The sequence below is a fragment of the Herbiconiux sp. VKM Ac-1786 genome, assembly GCF_015350805.1.
In the GTDB taxonomy this organism is placed as follows: Bacteria; Actinomycetota; Actinomycetes; order Actinomycetales; family Microbacteriaceae; genus Herbiconiux.
Genome location: NZ_JADKSG010000001.1, coordinates 2,055,066 through 2,075,693 on the forward strand (window position 1 = coordinate 2,055,066; position 20,628 = coordinate 2,075,693).

At 72.3% G+C, this 20,628-nt stretch carries 18 protein-coding genes, 1 tRNA gene and 1 other RNA gene; 13 read left to right on the forward strand and 7 right to left on the reverse strand.

Going from position 1 to position 20,628, the window contains the following annotated elements:
• The first annotated feature begins 1 nt into the window (after nt 1).
• The 5 genes from ITJ64_RS10010 to ITJ64_RS10030 are packed head-to-tail and all read left to right on the forward strand — an operon-like array spanning nt 2 to nt 4,984.
• The gene (locus ITJ64_RS10010) at nt 2–1,231 is read left to right on the forward strand and encodes a multidrug effflux MFS transporter (RefSeq protein ID WP_194680471.1); all 1,230 of its coding nucleotides are present in this window, start codon (nt 2–4) and stop codon (nt 1,229–1,231) included.
• Nucleotides 1,232–1,245: 14 nt separating this feature from the next.
• Nucleotides 1,246–1,986 carry a phosphatase PAP2 family protein gene (locus ITJ64_RS10015; RefSeq protein ID WP_194680472.1) on the forward strand — a complete coding sequence of 247 codons (741 nt, stop codon included), beginning with the start codon at nt 1,246–1,248 and terminating at the stop codon, nt 1,984–1,986.
• Nucleotides 1,983–3,257: a saccharopine dehydrogenase family protein gene (locus ITJ64_RS10020; RefSeq protein WP_194680473.1), complete on the forward strand. Its 1,275-nt coding sequence runs from the start codon at nt 1,983–1,985 to the stop codon at nt 3,255–3,257. Before ITJ64_RS10015 ends, ITJ64_RS10020 begins: the two co-directional genes overlap by 4 nt.
• Before the next feature lie 19 nt (nt 3,258–3,276).
• Nucleotides 3,277–4,431 (forward strand): o-succinylbenzoate synthase, encoded by a 1,155-nt coding sequence (menC, locus tag ITJ64_RS10025; protein ID WP_194680474.1) that lies wholly within the window; start codon nt 3,277–3,279, stop codon nt 4,429–4,431.
• On the forward strand, nt 4,424–4,984 hold the full coding sequence (locus ITJ64_RS10030) for a GNAT family N-acetyltransferase (RefSeq protein ID WP_194680475.1): 561 nt from the start codon (nt 4,424–4,426) through the stop codon (nt 4,982–4,984). The genes menC and ITJ64_RS10030 overlap by 8 nt, the downstream gene beginning before the upstream one ends.
• Before the next feature lie 7 nt (nt 4,985–4,991).
• Here the strand turns inward: ITJ64_RS10030 and ITJ64_RS10035 are convergent, their stop codons facing one another.
• On the reverse strand, nt 4,992–5,612 hold the full coding sequence (locus ITJ64_RS10035; RefSeq protein ID WP_194680476.1) for a hypothetical protein: 621 nt from the start codon (nt 5,610–5,612) through the stop codon (nt 4,992–4,994).
• A gap of 153 nt (nt 5,613–5,765) precedes the next feature.
• On the opposite strand from ITJ64_RS10035, the gene ITJ64_RS10040 reads away from it, so the two are divergent.
• The gene (locus ITJ64_RS10040; RefSeq protein ID WP_194680477.1) at nt 5,766–8,249 is read left to right on the forward strand and encodes a phosphoketolase; all 2,484 of its coding nucleotides are present in this window, start codon (nt 5,766–5,768) and stop codon (nt 8,247–8,249) included.
• Between the two features lie 62 nt (nt 8,250–8,311).
• Nucleotides 8,312–8,749, forward strand: a complete 438-nt coding sequence (locus ITJ64_RS10045; RefSeq protein WP_194680478.1) for a DUF3151 domain-containing protein — start codon at nt 8,312–8,314, stop codon at nt 8,747–8,749.
• A 184-nt stretch (nt 8,750–8,933) separates the two neighbouring features.
• Here the strand turns inward: ITJ64_RS10045 and ITJ64_RS10050 are convergent, their stop codons facing one another.
• The 4 genes from ITJ64_RS10050 to ITJ64_RS10065 form a co-directional block, all read right to left on the reverse strand.
• Nucleotides 8,934–10,367 (reverse strand): cell wall-binding repeat-containing protein, encoded by a 1,434-nt coding sequence (locus tag ITJ64_RS10050; protein ID WP_194680479.1) that lies wholly within the window; start codon nt 10,365–10,367, stop codon nt 8,934–8,936.
• Nucleotides 10,368–10,461: 94 nt separating this feature from the next.
• Nucleotides 10,462–11,580 (reverse strand): Gfo/Idh/MocA family protein, encoded by a 1,119-nt coding sequence (locus ITJ64_RS10055; protein ID WP_194680480.1) that lies wholly within the window; start codon nt 11,578–11,580, stop codon nt 10,462–10,464.
• 79 nt (nt 11,581–11,659) lie between these two features.
• A tRNA-Ser gene (locus ITJ64_RS10060) sits at nt 11,660–11,747 on the reverse strand.
• Between the two features lie 141 nt (nt 11,748–11,888).
• Nucleotides 11,889–12,542, reverse strand: coding sequence for an SDR family oxidoreductase (locus ITJ64_RS10065; protein ID WP_194680481.1), 654 nt, complete (start codon nt 12,540–12,542; stop codon nt 11,889–11,891).
• Between the two features lie 60 nt (nt 12,543–12,602).
• Between ITJ64_RS10065 and ffs the strand changes: the two genes are divergently transcribed.
• The 4 genes from ffs (at nt 12,603) to ITJ64_RS10085 (ending at nt 17,004) form a co-directional block, all read left to right on the forward strand.
• Nucleotides 12,603–12,699, forward strand: an RNA gene (ffs, locus tag ITJ64_RS10070) — signal recognition particle sRNA small type.
• 114 nt (nt 12,700–12,813) lie between these two features.
• A complete protein-coding gene (locus ITJ64_RS10075) occupies nt 12,814–13,479 on the forward strand; it encodes a hypothetical protein (RefSeq protein ID WP_194680482.1) in 666 nt (221 codons plus the stop codon).
• 67 nt (nt 13,480–13,546) lie between these two features.
• A complete protein-coding gene (gene pta, locus ITJ64_RS10080) occupies nt 13,547–15,817 on the forward strand; it encodes a phosphate acetyltransferase (protein WP_370545127.1) in 2,271 nt (756 codons plus the stop codon).
• Complete coding sequence (locus ITJ64_RS10085; RefSeq protein WP_194680483.1) at nt 15,814–17,004, forward strand: acetate/propionate family kinase; 1,191 nt, start codon at nt 15,814–15,816, stop codon at nt 17,002–17,004. Before pta ends, ITJ64_RS10085 begins: the two co-directional genes overlap by 4 nt.
• A gap of 82 nt (nt 17,005–17,086) precedes the next feature.
• Here ITJ64_RS10085 and ITJ64_RS10090 read toward each other — a convergent pair whose 3' ends face one another.
• Nucleotides 17,087–17,839, reverse strand: coding sequence for an SDR family oxidoreductase (locus ITJ64_RS10090; RefSeq protein ID WP_194680484.1), 753 nt, complete (start codon nt 17,837–17,839; stop codon nt 17,087–17,089).
• 222 nt (nt 17,840–18,061) lie between these two features.
• Between ITJ64_RS10090 and ITJ64_RS10095 the strand changes: the two genes are divergently transcribed.
• The gene (locus ITJ64_RS10095; RefSeq protein ID WP_370545128.1) at nt 18,062–18,913 is read left to right on the forward strand and encodes a helix-turn-helix domain-containing protein; all 852 of its coding nucleotides are present in this window, start codon (nt 18,062–18,064) and stop codon (nt 18,911–18,913) included.
• Nucleotides 18,914–18,916: 3 nt separating this feature from the next.
• Here ITJ64_RS10095 and ITJ64_RS18900 read toward each other — a convergent pair whose 3' ends face one another.
• Nucleotides 18,917–20,011, reverse strand: coding sequence for a GNAT family acetyltransferase (locus tag ITJ64_RS18900; RefSeq protein WP_228507778.1), 1,095 nt, complete (start codon nt 20,009–20,011; stop codon nt 18,917–18,919).
• A 95-nt stretch (nt 20,012–20,106) separates the two neighbouring features.
• Between ITJ64_RS18900 and ITJ64_RS10105 the strand changes: the two genes are divergently transcribed.
• Nucleotides 20,107–20,580 carry a GNAT family N-acetyltransferase gene (locus ITJ64_RS10105; protein ID WP_194680485.1) on the forward strand — a complete coding sequence of 158 codons (474 nt, stop codon included), beginning with the start codon at nt 20,107–20,109 and terminating at the stop codon, nt 20,578–20,580.
• Nucleotides 20,581–20,628: the final 48 nt, after the last annotated feature.

The window sequence follows — 20,628 nt, forward strand, 5'->3', positions numbered from 1 at the left end:
TTTGACGACGGTCCTGCACCCGGGCGACGCGCTGAGCGGCCGCCGCCGCTTCTTCTACGTCATCATCCTCGGGGCCCTCGTGGCGCTCGGCCCGTTCACGATCGACCTCTATCTGCCGGCCTTCCCGGTGCTCGAGGCCGAGTTCGACGTGCCGGCCGCCGCGATCCAGCTCACCCTCACCGGCACCACCCTCGGCTTCGCCCTGGGCCAGCTGCTGGTGGGTCCGCTGAGCGACCGGGTCGGGCGACGGATGCCCATCATCATCGCCTCGTCGGTGCACGTGCTGGCGTGCGTCGGTGCCGCGGTGGCGCCCGAGATCTGGAGCCTCGGCGTGTTCCGAGTCGTGCAGGGCATGGGCGCGGCGGCCGGAGGCGTCGTCGCCATGGCGATGGTGCGCGACCTGTTCGGCGGCCGCCGGCTCGTGGTGATGCTCTCGCGGCTCGCCCTCGTGTCGGGCCTCGCCCCGATCATCGCGCCGGTGATCGGCTCCCAGCTGCTGCTCGTGGTCGACTGGCGCGGCATCTTCTGGGTGCTCGCCGCCTACGGCGCCCTCGTGGTGACCGTGGTGTCGCTCTGGATCTCCGAGACGCTGCCGAAGGAGCGCCGGAGCGGCGCCGGGGGCTCGGGGGTGCTGCAGCGCTACCGCAACGTGCTGACCGACCCGATCTTCCTGGGCGTGGCGCTGATCGGCGGCATGACCTTCTCGGGGCTGTTCTCCTACCTCTCGGCGAGCTCGTTCCTGTTCCAGCAGGTCTACGGCTTCGATGCGCAGCAGTACGGCATCCTGTTCGCCATCAACTCGCTCGGCATCGTCGCGGGCACGCAGCTGAGTGCGCGCCTGACCCGGTGGTTCGGTCCGCAGTGGATCCTCGCGGTCTCGACCGTGCTGCTGTTCACCTGCGCCGCGCTGATCGCCCTGTTCTCGGTGCTCGACCTCGGCCTCTGGGGCACGCTCGTGCCGCTGTGGTTCTTCATCGCCTCCTGCGGGCTGACCTTCCCCTGCGTGCAGGTGCTCGCCCTGAACGCGCACGGCCACGAGGCCGGCACGGCGGCGTCGCTGCTCGGTGCCGGCAACTTCGGCATGGCCGGTCTCGTGTCGCCGCTCGTCGGGGTGCTCGGCATCGACTCGGCCACCCCGATGGCGACGGTGATGGGGGCGACGGCGCTCGTGAGCATCCTCTCGCTCTGGTTCGTGGTGCGGCCGAAGCGGGTGCCGGCCCTCGGGCACTGAGGTACGCTCACGGGATGTCAGACCAGCCGCCCCCGCCCGCCGAGACCCTCGGCCCGCCGGAGCCTCCCGTCCCCTACAAGGTCACGCGCCGCTGGCCGGTCGTCTCCGCGATCGTGGCGCTGCTGGTCGCCGTGCTGCTCGGCGTGCTCGTGGTCGTGCGCGAGCAGGGGCTGCCGTTCGGCATCGACGAGGAGTGGATGGACGAGATCCTCGAGAACCGCACCCCGATCCTCGAGGCGCCCTCGCTCGCGATGAACTACCTCGGCGGCGGCATCCTCGCGGTCGTCGTCATCCCGCTGATCGTCATCGCGCTGCTGCTGATCTTCCGGCGGCCGTGGGCCGCGCTGTTCTTCACGATCTCGATCATCCTGAGCGCCGCGGTCGTGCAGGTGCTGAAGACCGCCGTCGGGCGGCCCCGGCCCGAGGACATGCTGGTCGTCAGCGACTTCGGCTCCTTCCCCTCCGGTCACTCGGCGAACGCCGCCACGCTCGCCGTGGTGCTCGGCATCGTCTTCGCCCGCACCTGGATCTGGGTGGCCGGCTCGGTCTACACGCTGCTGATGATGGCGAGCCGCACCTACCTCGGGGCGCACTGGCTCACCGACACCATCGGCGGGCTGCTGCTCGGCGCCGGGGTCGCCGCCCTGGTCTGGGCGCCGTTCGCGGCGAAGATCTACGCCGAGCGGGTGCGCGACCATCGCCCCGTCTGGAACCGTTCCGCTCCGCCCGGGGTTACCGGTAGCGTCAGGGCATGAGAATCCTCCTTGTCGGCGCGGGCGGTGTCGGCGACGCGATCGCCAAGATCGCCGCACGCCGCAGCTTCTACGACCACATCGTCGTCACCGACTACGACCTCGCCCGAGCCGAACGCACCGTCGCGTGGGTCGAGGGCAAGCACGGCGCCGAGGTCGCGGCCCGCTTCACCGCCGACCGCATCGACGCCTCGAACCCCGACGACGTCGCCGAGGTCGCCCGGCGCCACGGCGCCACCCACGTGATGAACGCGGTCGAGCCGAAGTTCGTGCCGACCATCTTCGCCGGCGCGCTCGCCGCGGGCGCCGACTACCTCGACATGGCCATGAGCCTCTCGGAGCCGCACCCCACCAACCCCTACTCCGAGACCGGCGTCAAGCTCGGCGACGACCAGTTCGCGCAGGCGCCCGACTGGGAGACGGCCGGCCGGCTCGCCCTAGTCGGCATGGGCGTCGAGCCCGGGCTCTCCGACGTCTTCGCCCGCTACGCCGCCGACCACCTGTTCAGCGAGATCGACGAACTGGGCACCCGCGACGGCGCGAACCTCGTGGTGCGCGACAGCGACGGCAACGAGATCTTCGCCCCCTCCTTCTCGATCTGGACCACGATCGAGGAGTGCCTGAACCCTCCCGTGATCTGGGAGAAGGACACCGGTTGGTTCACCACCCCGCCGTTCTCGGAGCCCGAGGTCTTCACCTTCCCCGAGGGCATCGGCGACGTCGAGTGCGTCAACGTCGAGCACGAGGAGGTGCTGCTCATGCCGCGCTGGGTCGACGCCAAGCGCGTGACCTTCAAGTACGGGCTCGGCGAGGAGTTCATCGGCATCCTGAAGACACTGCACCAGCTCGGGCTCGACAAGACCCAGCCGGTGCGCGTGCGCTCGGCGAACGGTCCCGTCGAGGTCGCGCCCCGCGACGTCGTCGCGGCCGGCCTGCCCGATCCCGCGACCCTCGGCCCCTTCATGACCGGCAAGACCTGCGCCGGGCTCTGGGTCACCGGCACCGGCCCCGACGGCGAGCCGCGCGAGGTGTACCTCTACCACGTCAGCGACAACGAGTGGACGATGGCCGAGTACGAGGCCCAGTGCGTCGTCTGGCAGACGGCCCTCAACCCGGTCATCGCGCTCGAGCTGCTCTCGACGGGCACCTGGGCGGGCACGGGTGTTCTCGGCCCGGAGGCCTTCGACGCGAAGGCCTTCCTCGACCTGATGGCGGCGCCGGTCGACGAGGGCGGCTACGGCCAGGCCTGGGGCCTGGAAGACCGGCTCGCCTGAGGCACGGGCAGACCTGACCATGAGCGGCGTCGCGGTGCACACCGGCGGCTCGGCCCTGCCCGTCGAGGTCGAGGCCGTCGAGCTGCACCGCATCGCGATGCCCCTCGTGCGTGCGTTCGAGACGAGCTTCGGCCGCCAGACCGCCCGCGACGTGCTGCTCGTGCGGGTGCTCACCGCCCAGGGCGAGGGCTGGGGCGAGTGCGTCGCCATGGCCGACCCGGTGTACTCGAGCGAGTACGTCGAGGGGGCGGCGGCGGTCATCCGCGACTACCTCGCCCCGGCGCTGCTCGCGGCCCGCACCGTGCGTGCGGCCGAGGTGTCGAGCGTGCTCGGCGGCACGATCGGCCACCGCATGGCGAAGGCCGCCCTCGAGGCGGCGGTGCTCGACGCCCAGACCCGCGCGGCCGGCATCAGCTTCGGCGAGTACTTCGGTGCGGTACGGCCCGAGGTCGACTGCGGCGTCTCGGTCGGCATCGCGCCCTCGATCGAGGCGCTGCTCGACGAGGTCTCCGAGTACGTCGAGGCGGGCTATCGGCGCATCAAGCTCAAGATCAAGCCGGGCCGGGACCTCGAACCGGTCGCGGCCGTGCGCTCGATGCTGGGGCCGGATGCGCTGCTGCAGGTCGACGCGAACACCGCCTACACCGTGGCCGACATCGACCACCTGCGCGGGCTCGACGACTTCGGGCTGCTGCTGATCGAGCAGCCCTTCGTCGAGGAGGACATCGCCGCCCACGTGATGCTGGCCAAAGCCATCGACACCCCGGTCTGCCTCGACGAGTCGATCACGGGCACGGCGGTCGCGATCGACGCGATCGAGCGCGACGCGACCTCGATCGTCAACATCAAGGCCGGCCGGGTGGGCGGGTACCTCGAGGCCATCCGCATCCACGACGCGTGCCTCGAGCGCGACGTCGCCGTGTGGTGCGGCGGGATGCTCGAGACCGGCCTCGGCCGCGCCGCCAACGTGGCGCTCGCCGCCCTGCCCGGCTTCACGCTGCCGGGCGACACCTCGGCGTCGGACCGCTACTTCGCCGACGACCTGACCGAGTCGTTCGTGCTCGTCGACGGACGGCTGGCCGTGCCCTCGGGCCCCGGAACCGGCGTCACCGTGCGCACCGAGCTGGTCTCCGCGTGGCGCACCCGCCCCGTCGAGCTGCTCACCCGTGCCTGAGATCGCGCTGCGGCCGTTCGACACGGCGCGGGCCGGCGATCGGGCGGCCGTGCTCGAGATCTGCGTGCGCACCGGCGACGCGGGGCGCGATGCGAGCGGTCTGCATCCGGATGCGCGGGTGCTGACCGACCGCTACGCCACGCCCTATCTCGACCTCGAGCCGGCGCTCGCCGTGCTGGCGACGGTGGGCGACGAGGTCGTGGGCTACGTGCTCGGAACGGCCGACACGGCGCGCTTCGCCGAGCACTTCGCCGCGCATCCGTCGAGCCTGACCGCAGCGGAGCGGCGGGAGCACGCCGACCGGCTGCTGACCTTCGAGGCGGCCCGGCTGCCCGCGCACCTGCACATCGACCTGCTGCCGGCCGCCCAGGGGCGTGGCGCGGGGCGGGCGCTGATCGAGGCGTTCGTGGCGGCGCTGCCCGCCGGGACCGCCGGAGTTCACCTCGCCGTCGACCCCGCCAACACCGGGGCACAGGCGTTCTACCCGCGGGTCGGGTTCCGGGAGCTGCGGCGCGACGCCGACGGCGTGCTGTTCGGACGCCAGCTCGGCTGACCGGCGCTCAGGGCAGCAGCAGGGTCGGCGACATGAGCCCGATCAGCAGCAGCGCCAGCGCGGCGATGCCGCCGGCCGCGGCGAGCGCCCCGACCCAGGGCCAGCGCTCGAACCAGTAGAGCAGCTCGGGCATCTCCTCGCGCAGGGCGGCGGCGGTGACCGGGTCGAGGCGACGGCGCACCGGAACGTCGACGGCGGCGGCGACCCGCTCGATGTCGTCGCTCGACCAGAACTCGCCGCGCATCCGGAGCAGCAGTTCACCCGCTGTGTCGATCAGGAAGAGCTGGTGCGTGGTCTCGGTGGAGGGCCCCCGGTAGACGTCGAGCACGATCGCGGAGGCGATGCGCTTCAGCGGCACGCGGTTGCGCGAGAAGAAGCCGCGCTCGAGAACGGCGTCGCGATCGACGCGGATGCTGACGGCCCGCAGCAGCAGCACCGCCGCCAGGTAGAGCAGCACGACGAAGCCGAAGGCGATGACCACGCGCGGCCAGCTGCCGCGGGGGATGGCGTACCAGAGCATCGCGGTGAAGATCGGCAGCGTGAGGGCGGCGACGACGATGCGCGCCTGCGCGAGGATCTGCGCGCGCGGCCGGAGCTCACGCGCCGAGACCCCCGTCTGCACACTCACCCCACCACCGTAGAGGCGGCGGCCCGTCGGGCAGTAGCGGCCACATGGGGGACACCGCGGCGCCTCCTCCCAGCCGCCGCCCAGAGTGCGACCGGAGTCGGAAAGCGGCCGCAACCCCTGTCGGGCGCGGGGTCGCCTTCGTAAGCTGAGCGCATGACCGCTCACGATGCAGTCCCCCTGTCCGTCGTCGACTCCTGGTGGCGCGCCGCCAACTACCTCTCGGTGGGGCAGATCTACCTGCTCGACAACCCGCTGCTGAAGCGGCCGCTGAAGGTCGACGACATCAAGCCCCGCCTGCTCGGGCACTGGGGCACGACGCCGGCGCTGAACTTCATCTACGCGCACCTGAACAAGCTGATCGTCGAGCGGTCCTCGAACGTCATCTACATCGCGGGCCCCGGTCACGGCGGGCCGGGCGTCGTGGCGAACGCGTGGCTCGACGGCACGTACTCCGAGCTGTTCCCGCAGGTGTCGCTGAACGGGGAGGGGATGCGCCGGCTGTTCCGCCAGTTCTCGTTCCCGGGCGGCATCCCCTCGCACGCGGCGCCCGAGACGCCCGGCTCGATCAACGAGGGCGGCGAGCTCGGCTACTCGCTCGTGCACGCCTACGGGGCGGCGCTCGACAACCCCGACCTCATCACGGCCTGCGTGATCGGCGACGGCGAGGCCGAGACGGCCACGCTCGCCACGAGCTGGCACCTGAACAAGTTCCTCAGCCCGATGACCGACGGCGCGGTGCTGCCGATCCTCAACCTCAACGGGTACAAGATCGCCAACCCCACCGTGCTGGCGCGCATCCCGGAGCACGAGCTGGAGTCGCTGTTCATCGGCTACGGCTACTCGCCCCGGATCGTGGCCGGCGGCTTCGACGACGAGGACCCGATGGCGGTGCACCAGCGTTTCGCCGACACGATGGCGCAGGCCTTCGACGACATCGCGACGATCCAGCGCCAGGCCCGCTCGGGCGGCGAGACGGCGCGCGCGGCGTGGCCCATGGTCATCCTGAAGACCCCGAAGGGCTGGACCGGGCCGAAGTTCGTCGACGGGCTGCCCGTCGAGAACACCTGGCGGGCGCACCAGGTGCCGCTGGCCGGCGTGCGCGATAACCCCGAGCACCTCGCCCAGCTGCAGGAGTGGCTGATGAGCTACCGGCCCGGCGAGCTGTTCGACGTGCACGGCAAGCCCGTCGCCGAGCTCGCCCCCGCGCGGCCCGTGGGCGATCTGCGGATGAGCGCGAACCCGCACGCGAACGGCGGGCTGCTGCGCAAGGCGCTCACGCTGCCCGCGCTCGAGCCGGTCGCCGTCGACATCACTCCGGGCGACGGACCGTCGGGGCCCGGCACCGGCGCCGAGGGGCGGGGCGCCGTGGTCGAACCGACCCGGGTGCTCGGGGCGTGGCTGCGCGACCTGATCCGGCTGAACCCCGACTCGTTCCGCATCTTCGGGCCCGACGAGGTCGCCTCCAACCGGCTCGACGACGTCTACGAGGTGACGGCCAAGGAGTGGCAGGCCGAGGTGCTCGAGACCGACGAGAACCTGTCCCACAACGGCCGGGTGATCGAGATCCTCAGCGAGAACCTCGCGCAGGGCCTGCTCGAGGGCTACCTGCTGACGGGGCGGCACGGGCTGTTCACGTCCTACGAGGCCTTCATCCACGTCGTCGATTCGATGTTCAACCAGTACGCCAAGTGGCTGGAGTCGAGCGCGAAGGTGGAGTGGCGCCGGCCGGTGTCGTCGTTCACCTACCTGCTCTCCTCGCACGTCTGGCGGCAGGACCACAACGGCTTCTCGCACCAGGACCCGGGGTTCCTCGACCACGTGGTGAACAAGCAGTCCAGCGTGGTGCGGGTCTACCTGCCGCCGGATGCGAACACCCTCCTCGTGACCGCCGAGCACTGCCTGGCGTCCCGCGACTACGTCAACGTGATCGTGGCGGGCAAGCAGCCCACCGCCTCGCTGCTGTCGCTGGAGGAGGCCCGCACCCATGGCGCCCGCGGCGTGAGCGTCTGGGAGTGGGCCGGCACCGAGCGCGTGGGGGAGGAGCCCGATGTGGTGGTCGCGGCGGCCGGTGACGTGCCGACCGTCGAGGCGATGGCGGCCGTGCAGATCCTGAAGAAGGAGATCCCCGACCTCGCGGTGCGCTTCGTCAACGTGGTCGACCTGATGCGCCTGCAGGAGCACACCGAGCATCCGCACGGCCTCGACGCAGCGTCGTTCGACGCGGTGTTCACCACGGACAAGCCGGTGGTCTTCGCGTTCCACGGCTACCCGTCGCTGATCCACCGGCTCACCTACCGGCGCACGAACCACTCGAACATCCACGTGCGCGGGTTCAAGGAGATGGGCACCACGACGACGCCGTTCGACATGCTGATGCTGAACGACCTCGACCGCTTCCGGCTGGTGATGGACGTGATCCGGCGGGTGCCGCGGCTCTCGACCGCGTACGCGGGGCTGTCGCAGAAGATGGACGACGAGCGGGCCGCGCACCGCGCCTACACGCGGGCGCACGGCGAGGACGCGCCCGACGTGACCGGCTCCGCCGGGCTCGTCTTCGCCTCCGACGAGGACGTGGCCGAGGCGCAGGCCGACACGGGCGACGACAACGCGCGCGGCGGCCGGGGCGAGTTCGGCTGAGCGGCGCCTCGGCTCGCGTGCTCTGGGGTGGGTTCGGGCGTGCATCCGCGTACCATCGAGGCATGAGTTCTGAGAATCTGCTCGGCCTGCCCGAGACCCGTCTGCCCGAAGACCCGGGGGTCGCCGAGGCGCTCGCCGGAGCCGTCGGCTACGACATCGACGAGGTGCTCGAGGCGACCGTGACGTCCCACCCCACCTCGTCGCTCGCCTGGGCGACGCTCGCCGACCGCGCCTTCTCGCGCGGCGAGACCCTGCAGGCCTACGCCTTCGCCCGCGTCGGCTACCACCGCGGCCTCGACGCCTTGCGCAAGGCCGGCTGGCGCGGCCAGGGCCCCGTGCCGTGGTCGCACGAGCCCAACCGTGGCGTGCTGCTGTCGCTCTACCTGCTGCGCCGGGCCGCCGACGCGATCGGCGAGACCGACGAGGTCACCCGCCTGACCGACTTCCTGCAGGGCGCCGACCCGCGTGCGGTCGAGGCGATCGAGGCCGGAGAGCGCTGAGGCTTTCCTTTCGGAATGCCGAGGCGTACTGTTGCGTTCTATCAGACGACGGAAGGAGTCGATATGAAGGTGCAGAACTCTTAAGAGCTCGATGTAGCCGGTGAGCGGCACGACCGCTCATTTCCAGCTCTCGACGAACCGCCCCCGCTACGGCCGGGGCGGTTCCCCTTTTAAGCGGCGGTCGTCAGGGGGCGCCGGGGAGGCTCTCGCAGGGGACCCCGTCGTTGTTGCCGTCCAGGCGGGCGACGTCTCCGTAGTAGGGGTAGTAGAGGTCGAACCAGGCTTTGGCCGCTGCCCAGTTCGGGAAGTCGCCGCAGTTCTTCGTGTCGCCGGGGTTGGCCGGAGGCGCCGGGGGTGCGGGCGGTGCCGGGGGAGCGGGCGGCGCGGGAGGTGCGGGCGGAGCCGGCGGCGGGGGCGGCGGTGCGCACTCGCTCAGGTCGAAGACCGAGTCGGAGACGGCGTTCGGGCCGCCGACGATCACGCGCTGGGCGTCGGGGTAGCTCGAGTTCACGGCGCCGGCCGTCGACGGCGTCACGCAGCTGCCGGGCACCACGATCAGGGGCGAGCCCTGCACGCCGGCCAGGGTGCCGCCGGCGAGGGCGTCGGCGAAGGTGCGGCCGGTGGCGAAGAAGATCCGGGAGGCCGACGGGAACGCGGCGCGGTTGACGGCCATCGAGGTCTCGTAGCGGTCGGCGCCGCCGATGCGGGTGACGGGCGCGATGGCGTCCAGCCCGGAGGCCACCGCCGGGCCGACCGAGTTCGGCCCGCCGACCACGACGATGTCGGTGGCGTCGAGAGCGGCCACAGCCTCGCGGGAGGGGGTGTCGAGCTCGCCGCCGCGACCGTTCACGAGCAGCACGGGGGATCCCGCTCGCGCTGCCGCCGGCGTGGCGGAGAGGGCGTCGGGGAAGCCGGCGCCGGTGGCCACGTAGAGCGACGGGGCACCCGCCGGGAAGCCGAACTCCACCAGGGCGCGGGAGACGGCGTAGCGGTCGTCGCCGCCGATGCGGAGCACCTCCGGGGCGTACGACCCGAGGGTCTGCTCGACCGACTGGTTCACGGCGAATTCGCCGCCGACGACCACGATGCGCGACGGCTGGAGCTCGGCGAGCCGGGCCCCGACCACGTCGGGCAGGCGGTCGGTGAGGGTCAGCAGCAGCGGCGCATCCATTCTCGCCGCGACGGCGCCGGCCGAGAGGGCGTCGGGGTAGTCGGTGCCCTTCGCGATGAACACGGTGTCGACCGGGCCCTGCCACTCGCGGGAGATCGTGACGGCCACGTCGTAGCGCGTCTCACCGCCGAGGCGGACGTCGCCGCTCGACGGGATGCTCGCGGCCGCCACGTCGGTGGCGGCTTCGGACGGCGCGGCGGCGTCGGTGGCGGCCGGGGTCGCCGTCGGTGTGGCCGCGGGCGCGGGCGTGGCGGCGGCCGAGGCCGTCGGCTCGGGCGTGGCCGTCGGCGCCTCCGTCGCCACGGGCGCGGCAGGCGCGGCGGGCGTCGCGGTCGCGGTGGTCTCGGGGCTCGCCGGCGGCAGCGTCGTCGCCTGCGCCGGAAGGGCGGTGGCGACGAGGAGGCCGGTGAGCAGAGCGGGGATCGTGAGCAGAGCGGATCGCTTCATGGGTCCTGTCCGTAGGGTCGAGCCGACCATATGGCACAGGTGTAGACCGCGCGTAGCCCCCGTTGTGGTGGTTGCCCGGCGGGCCGGCGATGCCCTAAGCGGAGGCTTCCGGAACGGGCGCGAGGGCGGCGGCCCAGGGCTGGGGGGTCGAGCGCACCGGGTCGCCCGTGGTGGCGGCCTGCTGCAGGAGGAGGGCGAGGTAGTGGTCCTGGCTCGCCTCCGCGAGGGAGTAGACGTCGGGGCCGCCCGCGATGCGGGTGCGCATGCCCTCGAGCATCCGCGCGATGGCGATCTCGTCGTCGGCGAGGCGGCCGGGCATGAAGGGGTTGGTGAACATCCACTCCTCGCCGAGCAGCAGGCCGCGCAGGAACAGCCCCTCGAGGTTGCCGCCCTCGCCCGTCATCACGCGGCGCAGCTGCCCGAACACCGGCTCGTCGTGGCCGCGGACGTACCGCACCTCGAGGTTCTCCAGCTCCCCGCGATCGCCGCGGACGAGCATCCGGTTGCCCCTGATCCACGAGAAGTACTGCTCGGGCGCGAAGTCGTAGACCCCGAGACGGTCGCCGAAGTCGAAGCGCGCGGTGGTCTGCGTCGCGGTGACGAAGCGCTCCTCGTGCGGGTCGCCGTGGCGGTCGGGGCCGGCCAGCAGGGGATAGGTGAAGTTCTGGGCGGTGATGGTGGCGTCCTCGGCGCCGACGCCGAGGGCCCGGCGCAGCACGCTCACGCCGTGGTAGTCGTGGCACTGGGCGACGACGGCCTGGCTGATCCGGCCGAGGCGGCCCGAGGCGGCGACCGCGAGCTGGGCGCTCAGAAGCGGCGAGAGGTGGTACTGCTCGGCGACCTGCACGATGGCCCCCGGCACGCGTTCGACGTCGCGCCAGAGGTCGACGAGCTCGGCGAGATCGGTGGCCGGCGGGGTCTCGGTGAGCACGGGCATCCGCTCGTCGACCAGGTTCCGGATGATCGCGGGGGCGGCTTCCCGCGGCACCGACACCACGGCGAACTCGGGTGCGGCGGCGAGCAGTTCGTCGACGTCCCTGAACGGATGCACGCCCCGCGCCTCGAGCCGCGCCGCCGTTCGGGGGCTGCGCGTGACGAGGCCCGCGACCTCGAAGCGGTCGGGCAGGGCCTCGGCGATGCGCAGGAAGAACTCGCTGCGCCACCCGCTCCCCACGATGCCGAACCGGACGGGGCCTTCGCTGCTTCCCTGCATGCCCTCCACGCTAGCCCGGGGAGGGCCCGCAGCGGGGCCGGGTTTCCAGCCGTTCTGTCGTGCTGTCGTTCTGTCGTTCTGGCGGAGAATGGGGGATTCGAACCCCCGAGGGCTTGCACCCAACACGCTTTCCAAGCGTGCGCCATAGGCCACTAGGCGAATTCTCCTGGCATCGCACGGCGATGACCATGAAGCATCCTACCTGCTCCCGGCACCGCCCGCCGACCGCGTACGCTCCCGACGGATATTCAGGCCTCCGCGACCATAGTGGTCGCCGACCCCCCGAAAATCATTCCGGAGCGTACAGCTCAGAGCGCGCGGAGCGCCTCCGCGATGGGCGTCGCGCCCGAGATCGCCTCGAACTGCTTGTGCACGCCCTCGCCCGAGGTGAGCAGCTGCGCGATCAGCCACGCGACGTCGGCGCGCGGGATGCTGCCGCGCCCGGTCGACTCCGCGAGCGTCACCGACCCGGTCGCCGGGTCGTCGGTGAGGCCGCCGGGGCGCACGATCGTCCAGTCGAGGTCGCTCTCGCGCACCGCCGCGTCGGCCTCGCTCTTGGCCTTGAGGTAGATCTGGAACACGTCGTCGCTCGACGGGTCGAACGAGTCGGCGCCCATCGACGAGACGAGCACGTACCGCTTCGCACCGGCGCGCCACGCGGCGTCGGCGAGCAGGATGGCCCCGTCGCGGTCGACCGTCTGCTTGCGCTCGGCGCTGCTGCCCGGCCCGGCTCCCGCGGCGAACACCACGGCGTCGATCTCGCGCGACGACAGCTCGGCGGCGAGTGCCTCCGAGTCGGACTGCTCGAGGTCGAGCACGAGCGCCTGCCCGCCCGCCTCCTCGATGTCGGCCGCGTGGTCGGGGTTGCGCACGATGCCCCACACCTCGTTCCCCGAGGCGCTGAGCAGCTTGGTGGTGTGCAGGGCGATCTGGCCGTGTCCTCCGGCGATGGCGATCTTCATACCCCCACCCAACTCCTCTGCACGCGATTCATCAAGCGCGCCGCAGTTGCTACACTGGTCGTCGGCTCCCCGTGTGGCGCCATCCAGGCCAACTCCCCCAGGGCGGAAACGCAGCAAGGGTAACCGGGCTCTGGCGGGTGCGCGGGGAGTCCTTCTTCGTTAACGAGGTCTGCCGGCGGGGGCGGGCGGCCGCGCATCCGCTCGTCATCGCGCCGAGGTTCACCCGTTTAGGGGCGCGAGGCGAGGGGCGCCGCGTCGCTAGCCTCGGGCCATGACGTCATTCCGCCGCACCGCGCTCGCAGCCCTCGCCCTCGGGGTGGTGCTGGTGGCCTCCGGATGCTCGGCCCCCGCCCCCGCGCCCGAGCCGACGGTGACCGTCACGGTCACCCCCACCGCGACCGCGAGCCCCACGAGCGACCCGGCACCGAGCCCGGAGCCGACCACGGAGGTCGACCCGAACGCCTACGTCGCCTCCGACACCTCCACCTGGGTGGTCTCCTTCGCGGGCATAGGCCCGCTGGTGATCGGCGACACCTTCGAGGTCGTGCAGGCCGACGTGCCCGCCGCCCCGGTGATCTGCCGCCCCGGCGTCGACACCTGGACCTTCGGCGGCGTCGGCGTCACCCTGGTCAGCGGCATCGACGAGCAGAACCCGGCCGCGCCCGTGACCCTGGTGCGGATCGTCGCCATCGACGCCGTGCAGCCCGGCACCGGGCCGCGCACCGTCGAGGGCATCGGCCTCGGCTCGACGATCGCCGAGCTGCAGGCGGCGCGACCCGATGCGGTCGCCACTCCCGGGCAGCAGGGCCAGCCCGCCGCCTACCAGCTGTTCTCGGACGGCCGGGTGGTGACCTTCCAGGATTCCGGCACCGGCACGATCCAGATGATCACGGTCTCGAGCTCCACCGGGGTCGTCGGGGACATCTGCGGCGCCTGAGCGGGTTTCCGGGCGCGTCACAGCCCCGCCTGGATAGAGTGGAACACGGACAACCGAAGAGGATTCCGTGTCATCACTTGAGAACATCCCCGCTTCCGTCCCCGGCGTGAAGAGCATCTACATCACCTCCGCCGAGGGCCACTCCGGCAAATCCACGATCGCGCTCGGCGTGCTCGAGATGCTGCGCCGTTCGGTGCAGCGGGTGGCGGTGTTCCGCCCGATCGCCCGCAGCGTCGCCGACCGCGACTACGTGCTCGAGATGCTGCTCGAGCACGACGGCAGCGAGCTCGGCTACGAGCAGGCGATCGGCGTCACCTACGACGACGTGCACGCCGATCCCGAGGCCGCGCTGTCGCGCATCCTGCAGCGCTACAAGGCGGTGGAGCGCGAGCACGACGCCGTGCTCATCCTCGGCAGCGACTACACCGACGTCGGCAGCCCCTCCGAACTCAGCTACAACGCGCGCATCGCCGCGAACCTCGGCGCACCCGTGCTGCTCGTGCTCGGCGGGCGCAAGGGGCAGGGCTCCGAGGAGCTGCTCGGCCGCTCCGAGGCGCGCTCGGCCGACGAGATGCGGCAGATCACCGAGCTCGCCCTGGTCGAGCTGAAGAACGCGCACGCGACCCTGGTCGGCATCGTCGCGAACCGCTCCGACCCCGAGAACCTCGAGAAGATCCGCGACGCCATCTCGCTGGCCGCCCGGGACGCGGTGGACGAGCTGGTGCAGTCCGCGGCCGCCGAGCCGGCGCCCGTGACGTCGTCGATCCCGGTGCAGCCGCGCCGCATCCCGGTCTGGGCCATCCCCGAAGACCGGGTGCTCGTGGCACCGAGTGTGGCGAGCATCCTGGAATCGATCGGCGGCACCCTCGTGCTCGGCGACTCGCGGCTGATGGCCCGGGAGGCGCTCGGCGTCGTGGTCGCCGCGATGTCGATGCGCAACGTGCTGCCGCGGCTCACCGAGGGAGCCGTCGTGGTCGTGCCGGGCGACCGCTCCGAGCTGCTGCTCGCGGTGCTGATGGCGAACTCCTCGGGCACCTTCCCGTCGCTCGCCGCGATCGTGCTGAACGGCGGCTTCGAGGTGTCGGAGCCGGTGATGCGGCTGATCCGCGGCCTCGACCCGAAGATCCCGATCATCTCGACCGAGCTCGGCACCTACGAGACCGCCGTGCGCATCACCTCGACGCGCGGGCGCCTCGCGGCCGACTCGCCCGTGAAGTTCGACAACGCGCTGGCGCTGTTCGAGCAGTACGTCGACGGCGGGCAGCTGCTGCGCCTGCTCGACGTGTCGAAGGCGGATGTCGTGACGCCGCTGATGTTCGAGTACGGACTGCTCGACCGCGCCCGCCAGGCCGACCGGCACATCGTGCTGCCCGAGGGCGGGGACGACCGCATCCTGCGCGCGGCGAACACCGTGCTCACCCGCGGGGTGGCCCGGCTGACGATCCTCGGCGAGGAGGACGCGGTGCGCACCCGCGCCGCCGAGCTCGGCCTCGACCTCGACGCGGCGGCAGTCGTCTCGCCGTTCGACCCCGTGCTGCGCACCCGCTTCGCCGAGGAGTACCAGAAGCTCCGCGCCCACAAGGGCACGACCTTCGACATGGCCTACGACACCGTCACCGACGTGTCGTACTTCGGCACGATGATGGTGCAGCTCGGCCTCGCCGACGGCATGGTCTCGGGGGCCGCGCACACGACGGCCCACACCATCCGGCCGGCGTTCGAGATCATCAAGACGCGCCCCGGGGTGTCGGTGGTGTCGAGCGTGTTCCTGATGGCGCTCGCCGACCGCGTGCTCGTCTACGGCGACTGCGCCGTCGTGCCCGACCCGACGAGCCCGCAGCTGGCCGACATCGCGGTCTCCTCGTCCGAGACCGCCGCCCAGTTCGGCATCGACCCGCGCGTGGCGATGCTCTCCTACTCCACGGGCTCGTCGGGCTCGGGCGCCGACGTCGAGAAGGTGCGCGAGGCGACCGCGCTCGTGCGGGCCGCCCGCCCGACGCTGCCGGTCGAGGGGCCGATCCAGTACGACGCGGCGACGGATGCGGTGGTCGCCGCCGCGAAGATGCCCGGCTCGCAGGTGGCCGGCCGGGCGACGGTGTTCATCTTCCCCGACCTGAACACGGGCAACAACACCTACAAGGCGGTGCAGCGCTCGGCTGGCGCCGTCGCCATCGGGCCGGTGCTGCAGGGTCTGAACAAGCCGATCAACGATCTTTCCCGAGGAGCGCTCGTGCCCGACATCGTGAACACCATCGCCATCACGGCGATCCAGGCGGCGACGGCGGGTGCGGCGGCATCGGGTGCTGCGTCTTCGGGTGCCGGGGCGGTGTCCGCATGAGCGCCATCCTGGTCGTCAACAGCGGCTCGTCGTCGTTCAAGTACCAGCTGATCGAGATCGAGTCGGAGCAGGTGCTCGCCTCGGGGCTCGTCGAGCGCATCGGCGAGGACGTCGGTCACACCAAGCACACCACCCCCGAGGGATCGTGGGAGTCGGAGGACCCGATCGCCGACCACACCGCCGGGTTCGCGGCGATGCTCGCCGCCTTCGGCGACCACGGCCCGTCGCTCGACGAGCATCCGCTCATCGCCGTCGGCCACCGGGTCGTGCACGGCGGCAAGCGGTTCCACGAGGCCACCATCGTGACGGATCTCGTGAAGATCAACATCGAAGACCTCAGCGAGCTCGCCCCGCTGCACAACCCGGCGAACCTCGCGGGGATCGATGCGGCGCAGAAGGCGTTCCCGTCGGTGCCGCAGGTGGTGGTGTTCGACACGGCGTTCCACCAGACGCTGGCGCCCGCGGCCTACACCTACGCGATCGACGCGGAGCTGGCGGCGAAGCAGCGCATCCGGCGGTACGGGTTCCATGGCACCTCGCACAAGTACGTGTCGGGGGCGGCGGCCGAGTACCTCGGGCAGGACCTCTCGTCGCTGAAGCTGATCGTGCTGCACCTCGGCAACGGCGCCTCCGTCTGCGCCGTCGACGGCGGGCGCTCGGTCGAGACCTCGATGGGCATGACGCCGCTCGAGGGGCTCGTGATGGGCACGCGCTCGGGCGACCTCGACCCGGCGGTGCTGTTCCACCTCAACCGCAAGACGGGCATGGGGTTCGCCGAGCTCGACGAGCTGCTGAACCGCCGCTCGGGGCTGCTCGGGCTGTCGGGCAAGGGCGACATGCGCGACGTGCAGCAGGCGGCCGCCGCGGGCGACGAAGCGGCGACCCTGGCGCTGGAGGTGTATCTGCATCGCATCCGGGGCTACGTGGGGTCGTACTATGCGCAGCTCGGGCACCTCGACGCGATCGTGTTCACGGCGGGCGTGGGGGAGAACAACCCGCTGGTGCGGGCGCGCTCGCTCGCCGGCCTCGAGGAGCTGGGCATCACGGTGGATGCGGGGCTGAACGAGGCTCCGGGCTCGGAGGCGCGGACGATCTCGGCTCCGTCGTCGCGGGTGAAGGTGCTGGTGGTGCCGACGAACGAGGAGCTGGAGATCGCGCGGCAGTCGTTCGCGGCGGTGTCGGCGTAGCGGGTCGTGGGGTTCGCTCGGCCGGTCGTGCCGGGCGGGCATCCGGTGGTCGCATGCCCGTCGGGCTATGGGTTGCCGGGCCTCAGGCCGAGCGGCCCGGGAGCATGTTGAGCGCCTGGGCGCGCTGCGCGAGCAGCTCGGCGTAGGTGCCGTCGCGCTCGGCCCAGCGGAGGCGGCGGGCGGCCGCCACCACGATCTCGGGCGGCGTGGGGGTCTGAGCGAGCAGCCCCAGCGCCTCGTCGAGGAAGGCCTCGAGCGGGAGGGCGGCGGGGTTGACCTTCTCCTGTCCGGCGGTGGCGACCGCGGGCGGGACGAGCTCGGTGACGTCGACGCCGGTTCCGGCCAGCTGGGCGCGGAGGGCCTCGGTGTAGGCGTGGACGCCGGCCTTCGAGGCGCCGTAACCGGGCATCGGCGGGAACGGCAGGAAGCCGATGCCCGAGGACACCGTCACGACGTCACCGGCGCCGCGCGCGATCAGGTGCGGCGTGAAGGCGTCGACCACCCGGATCGTGCCGAGCAGGTTCACCGCGATCGCCGCGTCGGTCTGGGCGATGTGGGCGGGGTTGCGGAGATCCTCCAGCTGCATCACGCCCGACATGGTGACGACGAGGTCGAGCTCGGGGTGGCGGGCGAGCACCTCGTCGCGGGCCCGGGTGACGGATGCGGGGTCGGTGACGTCGATCGTCACGGTGTCGAGGCCGTCAAGGCCTGGGCGGGCGGTGTCGCGACCGCCGACGACGACGGTGCTGCCGGCCGCGGCGAGCCGGCGGGCGAGGCCGAGTCCGATGCCGGAGGTGCCGCCGACGATGAGCGCGGTGCGGTGGGTGAGGTCCATGGTGAGTCCTTCTGGTCGAGGTGGGGGCGTGCAGGCGGTGGGTGGATGCGCGGCGGGGGTCGGGCGCCGGTGCGGCCTGGGGCCGTGCGACCGGTGACGGTCCGCGGGCGGCGGGCCGTGCATCCGATGCTCGACCGGGCGACGCGGCCGGGGGAGTCCCCCCGTGATCCGGGGAGTGGCAGGACCCCCTCAGGCGAGGCGGAGGGTGGCTATCGTGAAAACGTGACCACCTCAGGCCCTGATCCGGCCGCCGACGAGAACCGCCTCGGCGCCTACCTGCGCGCTCGCCGCGGTCTCGTCACCCCCGAGCAGGTGGGGCTCCCGGGCGGGAGTCACCGCCGCGTGCCCGGCCTCCGCCGCGAGGAGCTCGCCCTGCTCGCGGGCATCAGCGCCGACTACTACCTCCGCCTCGAGCGCGGACGCGACAGCAACCCCTCGGCCCAGGTGCTCGAGGCGCTCGCCCGCGTGCTGCACCTCGACGACGTCGAGACCGACTACCTCCTCGGCCTCGCCAAGCCGCCACCCCGCAGAACCGCGGCCCGGCCCGCCCGCCGCACCGAGCGCGTGCCCGAGCGGCTGCACCACCTGCTCGCCGCCCTCGAGCTGCCCGCGTTCGTCGAGGGCCGCTTCTTCGACGTGCTCGCCGCGAACCCGCTGGCGGTCGCGTTCAACCCTCGGCTCGTCCCGGGCGAGAACCGCCTGCGCTCGCTGCTGCTCGACCCCGAGGAGCGCGCCTTCCACGACGACTGGGAGCGCGCCGCCGCCGACTCGGTGGCGGCCTTCCGCAGCACGATCGGCGACGACGCGACGGATGCCCGCGCCGTCGAACTCGTCGGCGAGCTCTCCCTGGCCAGCGGCCGTTTCCGCACGCTCTGGGCGCGCCACGACGTGCAGCGGCTCGAGGGCGGGGTCGCGACCGTGCACCACACGAGCGTCGGATCCCTGCGCCTCAACCGCGAGAAGCTGCCCGTCGGCGACGTGCTGCTCGTGGTCTACTACCCCGACGAGCACTCCGACTCGGCCGAGCGGCTGGCGCTGCTCGCCGCGAGCGCCCGCTCCTCGCTCGAACGGTAACCGTCAATCGTCCGCGATCAGCCGCTTCCCGAAGCTCACCGCGGCATCGCGCCCGTACCCGAGCGCCCGATAGAACTCCATCACGCCCTCGTTCCCCTCCCTGATCTGCAGGTTCACCTTCGGGCACCCCATCCCGAGCAGCCGCTGCTCGACCTCCTGCATCAGCGCCCGCCCGTCGCCGCGACCCTGCCGCGCCGTCGTCACCGCGAGGTAGTTCACCCATCCCCGGTGCCCGTCGAACCCGGCCATGGCGCTCGCGACGACCGCCCCCGAGGCATCGACCCCCACGAGGAAGAGCTCCGGCTGCACGGTCAGCTTCCGCGCGATGTCCCGCCGCGGGTCGTTCCACGGCCGGGTCAGCCCGCACTCGGCCCACAGGGCCACCACGGGCTCGGTGTCGGCGTGCTCGAACGAGCGGATGCGCAGCCCCCCGTCACCCGCCCGGGAGACCTCGGGCGCGGGCGCGTCGGCAGCCGGGAGCTCGGGTGGGGTGGGGCCGAGGGTGCGGCTCAGAGCATCCGTCATCGACCGCCGCTGCACCTCGGCGGGATACGTCTCGGGATCGGCCGCGCCGAGCGTGTTCATGCCCTCGGCGACCGCCACCAGGGTGAGGGCCTCGCGGCGGATGCGCTCAGCCGACCACGCGGGCCGGCACGCACCGAGCAGGCGCTCGACCCGCTCGACGAAACTGCGGTTGCCCGCCCGGTGCCGCGCGGCGAGGGTCGGATCGGCCAGCGCCGCCGCCAGGTAGCTCACCCATACGCGGGCCTCATCGACGCTCTGCGCGTCGAGCGACAGCGCGTTCAGCAGCACGGCCTCGAGGGCCTGCTCGGGGGTGGGCGCCCGCTCGGGGTCGCCGGGCGCGCGCGCCTCGGCGGCATCGGCGCGCACGCGGGTGCGGTCGTGCAGGAGGTCGCGGGCGTGCAGCAGCAGGGCGTCCTTCGTCGGGAACGCGTGCATCACGAGGCCGGTGGTGCAGCCGGCGCGCTCGGCCACCGCACGGATCGTCAGCCCCGGCAGCCCGCGCTCGGTCAGCACCGCCCAGGTGGCCTCGGACAGGCGCTGCCGCTGATCGTCGACGTCGCGCTGGCGGGCCATCGTGCATCCGTTTCTTCTCGTGGTGAAGCGTTACTGTCTCGCTTTGACCGTCAGCATAACAAGCGTTACGGTAATGCTTGTTACGAGAGGATGACATGACCCGTCGACCCGCCCTTCCCGTCTCCGTCGAGCGCGTGCCGTTCGACGACCCCGACGCCGATGCCCTGCGCCGGGCCCAGCGCGTCGAGCTCGACGCGCGCTACGGCAGCGACGACCACGAGCCGGGCGCCGTGCCGACCGCCGCGTCGACCCCGGTCTTCGTGGTGGCGCGCACGCTCTCGGGCGACGCCGTGGGGTGCGGGGGGCTGCGCCCGCTGCCCGGGGGTGGGGCCGAGGTGAAGCGCATGTACGTGCATCCGGATGCCCGGGGGCAGGGCGTCTCGACCGCGATCCTGCGGGCGCTCGAGGAGGAGGCGCGGGAGCTCGGGGTCGCGCGGCTCGTGCTCGAGACCGGCACGGAGCAGCCCGACGCGATGCGGTTCTACGAGCGGGAGGGGTACGAGCGGATCGAGCCGTTCGGGCCGTACATCGGGTCGGAGTACTCGGTCTGCTACGCGCGGACGCTGTAGCGCCGCCGCTGCCGGTGCCGGGCCCTCGGGCCGACCCCGGTGTCGGTG